Below are 5,648 nucleotides of genomic sequence, written 5' to 3' on the forward strand. Positions count from 1 at the left end.
CTTATAACTTTTCATTACAATTCTTATTTTTGAATAAATAACTCATACAAGCCTCTCACTGCATTACAGCCGTAAATAGCTTCTGCTTGGACTAAGTCTGCCAAGGTCAAGACTTTCTCTTCTACCTGTCCTCTTTCCAGCAAATGCTGACGATAAATTCCTGATAAGATTCCCAGTCGGATAGGCGGTGTGTAAAGTTTCTCATCGATTTTCAGAACCAAATTTCCGATAGAGGTTTCAAGAAGTTCTCCAGACTTATTGTGGTAAATCTTCTCTTGTTCTCCTAGGTTCAAATGCGGTCTGTAAGTCGTTTTAAAATAGGTAAAGGCTTGCTGTAAATTGGCTTCCTGCAGGCAAAGTTTGGCCTGGCAGAAATGTGGACTAAGGGGTGTTAATACTTGACGATTGACTTCTATCTCTCCAGATTTGCTAAGGCTAATTCGCAAGCGGTAATCTTGATTAGCATCACAAGTCTGACACTCTGCTTCAATCTTTTGTCTCAAAATTTCTGGGTCAAAAGGGTAATCAAAATATCGACTAGCTTTTCTCAGTCTTTCCAAATGTTGTTCTTCAAACAGCAATTGTTTTTGGCTGATTTTTCCAGTTGTAATTATTTGGAAACGAGCTTGTTTACGATAGAGAACAGCTGCCTTCTGATGAACCTCTCGGTATTCAGATTCCCAAGTGCTATCCCATGTAATACCTCCGCCTACTCCATAGATAGCTTTCCCTTGATTCAGTTGAATGGTACGAATGGCGACATTGAAAATCCGTTTCCCATGTGGAAGCAAGAGACCAATCGTTCCACAGTAGACTCCGCGCGGTTGCGGCTCCAAGTCCTTTATAATCTCCATAGTCGCAATTTTCGGTGCACCCGTTATGGAACCACAAGGAAAGAGTGAGCGGAAAATTTCAACAAGGTCCACATCCTCTCGCAACTGACTCTTGATAGTCGAAGTCATCTGCCAAACAGTTGAATACTGTTCCACTTGGCAGAGACGCTCCACATGCTCACTCCCCACCTCAGAAATACGATTCATATCATTGCGCAAGAGGTCCACAATCATCATATTTTCAGAGCGATTTTTAGGATCCTGCTCCAACCAACTGGCCTGCCCCAAGTCTTCTTGGTCAGTCATGCCACGCTGAGTCGTTCCCTTCATTGGTCGCGTCGTCAATTCACAGTCATTTTGCTCAAAAAAGAGTTCTGGACTCATGGAAATCACTGCCATCTCATCGTGTTCCACATAGGCATTATAGCCTGCCTCCTGCTCTACCACCATGCGATTGTAGATGGCAAACGGATTAGCACTTAAATCTTGCTTGAGTTGGACGGTATAGTTGACCTGATAGGTATCTCCCTGCCGCAAATGATGATGTATCTGTACAATAGCCTTTTCATAGTTTGCTGCAGACGTTACTTCCTGCCAATTTGAAGACAAATCAACCTCATCATAAGTCAAAGGAATAGGGGAGGTCTCCACCTTATCGTGAACAGTAAAGTAAAGCAAATACTCGTCCAGTAAAGGTGCCTTGTGAACTGCTAATTTCTCCTCAAAAGCAGGTGCAGCCTCGTAGCTGACATAGCCCACCACATAGTAGCCCTGCTCTTGGTAGCTTTCCACTTGTGCCAGCAAATCTACCACTTCTGCTACATTTCTCGTTTTCAACTCTTTAATAGGCTGGGTAAAGGTGTATCTCTCCCCCAAAGCTCTAAAATCAATCACTGTTTTTCTATGCATACCTTAAGTATAGCACAAAATAAGAAAACCCTCATCCGCAAAGCAGATGAGAGATTTCGATTATTTAAAGATTGAAGTTTTAAAGCTGTTTGTTTGTTGAAGAAGTTTCTTGAAGATTTTCTCTTTAAGGGAAACAGTATTATCAAATTTAACTGATCCATTTTTAAGAGTAGCTTTATCTTTATCAACAGCTGCAGCAAATGCATTCTTCAAGTCTTCGTAACTACTGTATGTAGTACCGTCTATTGTAACAGGGTTAAATCCTGCTTTCGCTTTATCAACAACTTCTTTGAAGTATTCTTTCTTCCAATCTTCTAGAGTATTAAATTTACCATCAGAAACTTTCTTAATGATAAAGTCATCACCTAGAGTAGCATGACCAGCTTTTTTAGACTCATTTTTCAACATGTTAGAAGCATAATTTAGGAAGCCTTTTTCATATCCAAAGTAACCCCACATACGGAATGTGTTATGTTTGAATGACATAGAGCCTGGAGCTCCTTCACTTGTATTACCACCATAGATACCAGCAGTGATAGGCACCGTTACATAGGCAGAGCCAAATCCAGTTGGGTCATAAGTACCATTACCAGGACCGTGTTTGGTCATGAAGTTCTTATCTACTAGGTCGTTAACAGAAGTTAAGTTATATTCTTTTTCTTCTGCATTCAAATCACGAACCTCATCGTATTGGTTCTTCGTATTAGCGTTACGTAATTTCTTAGCAACTTTCTTGAACCAAGCATTGTTTAGTTCTTTGCTACCTTTATCAAGAACGGCTTCTCCTTCAAGATAATCAAGAAGCATTAGAGTATCGTTGAAACCTTTCATGTAATGATCGATTTCAGCGCGAGATGTAAGGTCATTTGGATTTGTGTTATACCATTGATTTCCGTCATTTGGACGTTCGTAGGCCATGTTCAATCCTAGTGCTTTGAAGTCACCGTTTGGACTTGTTTCAGCAGGAGATTGTAACATACCTTGTGCGAACGCCTCTAGGTCGGTACCTTCACGGTGTCTTGAACCACCTAAGTAAACCATGCGGTCATTTACGTGAGTCGTTTCGTGAGTGAAGGCTGAAATACCAAAGTCACTAATCATATCAGTAACCATGAAGAAGACTGAATCATCCTTATAAGGGTTACCGTAAATACGAGCTACAGCTCCCATACGCCAGTCAGTTGCATGGTAACGACCTGTTGGTCCGTATAATTCACGGATAGGTGCTACGTCTTTACCACTATTCGTATGTCCGTATTTATCTGTGCTGATTCCTTTATAGTTTTGGTTATCTAACACAGGAGTTGGAACCATGTTATTGCTCTTAAGCAGTTGATTACGAACTTTATCTAATGATAAGCGAGACCAGAAGTCTAGGTAATTTTGTTGACCTTTAGCGACTTTATTGATTTCAGCTTTGAATGCTTCGCGTTCTTCTGCAGTATTCTTACCGTATTTTTCAAACGAACTGTAAGCCATAGTGTTATATGTTGAGATTAAGAACATATGTGCATCTTTCAAGTTAAGAAGTGGTAAAATCATCTTACCATGCATGTCGTTGTTTAATCCCTCGTAGGCTCTGTGTTTCTTATCAGCAAATTCAGGAGTTGTTGTTTTAGGTTCAACGATATATACATTATCTTTAGTAGCTTTTATGAACCAATCGTTTAAGTCTGTATCACTTGTGAATAGACGCATATTATAGTCTAAGAAACTGTTTAACTCGCCTATACCGATAACTCCACCAATCGTTTCGCGATAAGCTTCTAAAGTTCTATCACCTTTAATGTTACTTTCTTTAGAACCAACCTTAATCAAGAAGTCTAACACATTAACATTCTTACCATAGAAGTCCGGTTTGAATAGCATTAATTCTTTAATATTAAAGTCATCGAATTTAACGCCGTAGTAACGGTTGAGGTAAGATAATCCAAGAAGAACTGCAGCCTTATTGTCATCGATTTTCTTAATCAAGGCACGTTTGGCTGCTTCATCAGTGTTAAGCTGGTGATCTTCATTTTCTACTAACTTCGTAACGAATTTATTAAGATTATCTTTAACATACTTGAAGCTTTCTTCTAAGTACAAATCCTTAATTGCATTGACTTTGTTGCCACCAGTTCTACCCAAGTGTTGGTAAATCGGGTCAGATTGCAATTCAACTGGACTTAATTTGCTTTCAATAGCACTGATTAAATCTGTACGATCTTTAACAACCATGTTTGGTGTATAAACGACTTCACCCAATTCAGCCACGCTGTATTCTTTCACTTGTTTCACTTTAGATTCTTTCGGTGAAATTGTAAAGATGTCTTTTGTCTTATCTGCGTAGTGAACCATAATATGGTCGGCATCTGTAAGGTCTGTGACAAAGTCATTGCCTTTCATAGCAGTTACAGACAATACTTCTTTAGTCATTAGTGGACTATCAGCAGCTAATTTATTTCCTTGATTTACAATCCATTCTTTGTTGTAGAACGGTTGAAGTTTTTCAACATTACGATAAGCAAGTTCACGGTCTGCATTGTAATCTTGAGTATCTTTGTAAGTGTCAGATTTTGGTTTAACATTATTTAATGTATCTGAAACAAGAGGATTGATAACATAATCATTAGCCGTAATTCCTAATGTTGCAATTTTCTGGTCAGCTTCATCTTGAGACACTTCTTTAATTCGGTTAGAAACAGAGAATTTAAATGAACGTTTACCTGTACTTACATCTTTCACGATAAAGTTACGTTCTAAAGCGTTATTTGAGAAGTATCCACCATCTTCGTCAATATCTTTAGATCCATAGAACACTTCACCATTTTCAACTTTCATCATAGACACAGAGTCTGCAACTTTACCCCATGCCCAGTTCTTACTAAGGAAACCACCTACTTCAACAGGTGTATTTACTTTAATAGTTCCTTTAGTAACAGCGTTACGAACAGAACCATATTTACCAATTCCGTTAGGATCGGAACCGTTATCGGATCTAGCAACAAATCCACCGATACGAGCTTTATTAGCAGCTATATCAGCTTCTACATATCCTTTATCAACATTACCTTTCCAGATTTCACCAACCATACCAGCGAAATCCCATCCTCTGTCACCTACACCAGTAAGTTTACCGATATAAGCAACATTAGTAAGTTGTCCGCCGTTATCTAATTTGTTAACAAGTCCGGCAATTCCATCTCTACCAGTGATGCTACCAGTTACTTTAATATTCTCAACAGTAGCATTTTTAACAGTTCTAGCAAGAGCAGAAATGTTATCAATCCAAGGCATATTAATATCGACATTAGCTAAGTTAACATCTTTAACCGAACCACCTTCAATACCACCAAATAATTGACGTGTCATATTGTGGATTGAATAACGTTGTCCCTCAACACTTGATAACTTACCTTTAAATGTACCAGGAACATACTCTTTATTTGGAGTTGGTACATTAGCTGCATTTAGATCTGCACCAAGTTTGAACTCACCGCTAGGGTTAGCTTTCATATCTTTTACAAGCTCATTGAAGTTGTAGTAAACATTACCTTCTTTTGCTTTTTGTTTTTCAAAGTAATGAACATACTCTTCGCTAAGTGTGTTATCTGCATTACGTTGAACTAAGTCTGGTGCTTTGGCAGTGACTTTATATAAAGTTTTTCCGTCTTTTTCTACTTCTTCAATCTTGTCAACAGCAAGTCGTGTAACCTTGTTGTCGTGAGTGGTCACTCGTAGATAAAGTGGGGCAACATCAGCTGGTTTTTCTGTAAGCAAACTAGTATCTGTTTCATTACCATCAGCGTCCACACTCATCAAGCTTGTTTCTTTGATATTTTTGATTTCAACTTTTTTAAGGTCAAGTCTTAGAGGTTCTTCATTCAGAACTACTTCCTCATCGCCTTCACCACGGTCATAAAC

2 protein-coding genes are annotated in these 5,648 nt (G+C 38.7%); both read right to left on the reverse strand.

What is annotated here, in order from left to right:
* Window positions 1–23: 23 nt before the first annotated feature.
* A complete protein-coding gene (gene pabB / locus QZ359_RS06160; RefSeq protein WP_293964054.1) occupies window positions 24–1,742 on the reverse strand; it encodes an aminodeoxychorismate synthase component I in 1,719 nt (572 codons plus the stop codon).
* Between the two features lie 60 nt (window positions 1,743–1,802).
* A partial coding sequence (locus QZ359_RS06165) for a ZmpA/ZmpB/ZmpC family metallo-endopeptidase (protein ID WP_293964056.1) occupies window positions 1,803–5,648 on the reverse strand: 3,846 nt, incomplete at its 5' end.

It is taken from the genome of Streptococcus sp., assembly GCF_019414905.1.
Classification (GTDB): Bacteria; Bacillota; Bacilli; order Lactobacillales; family Streptococcaceae; genus Streptococcus.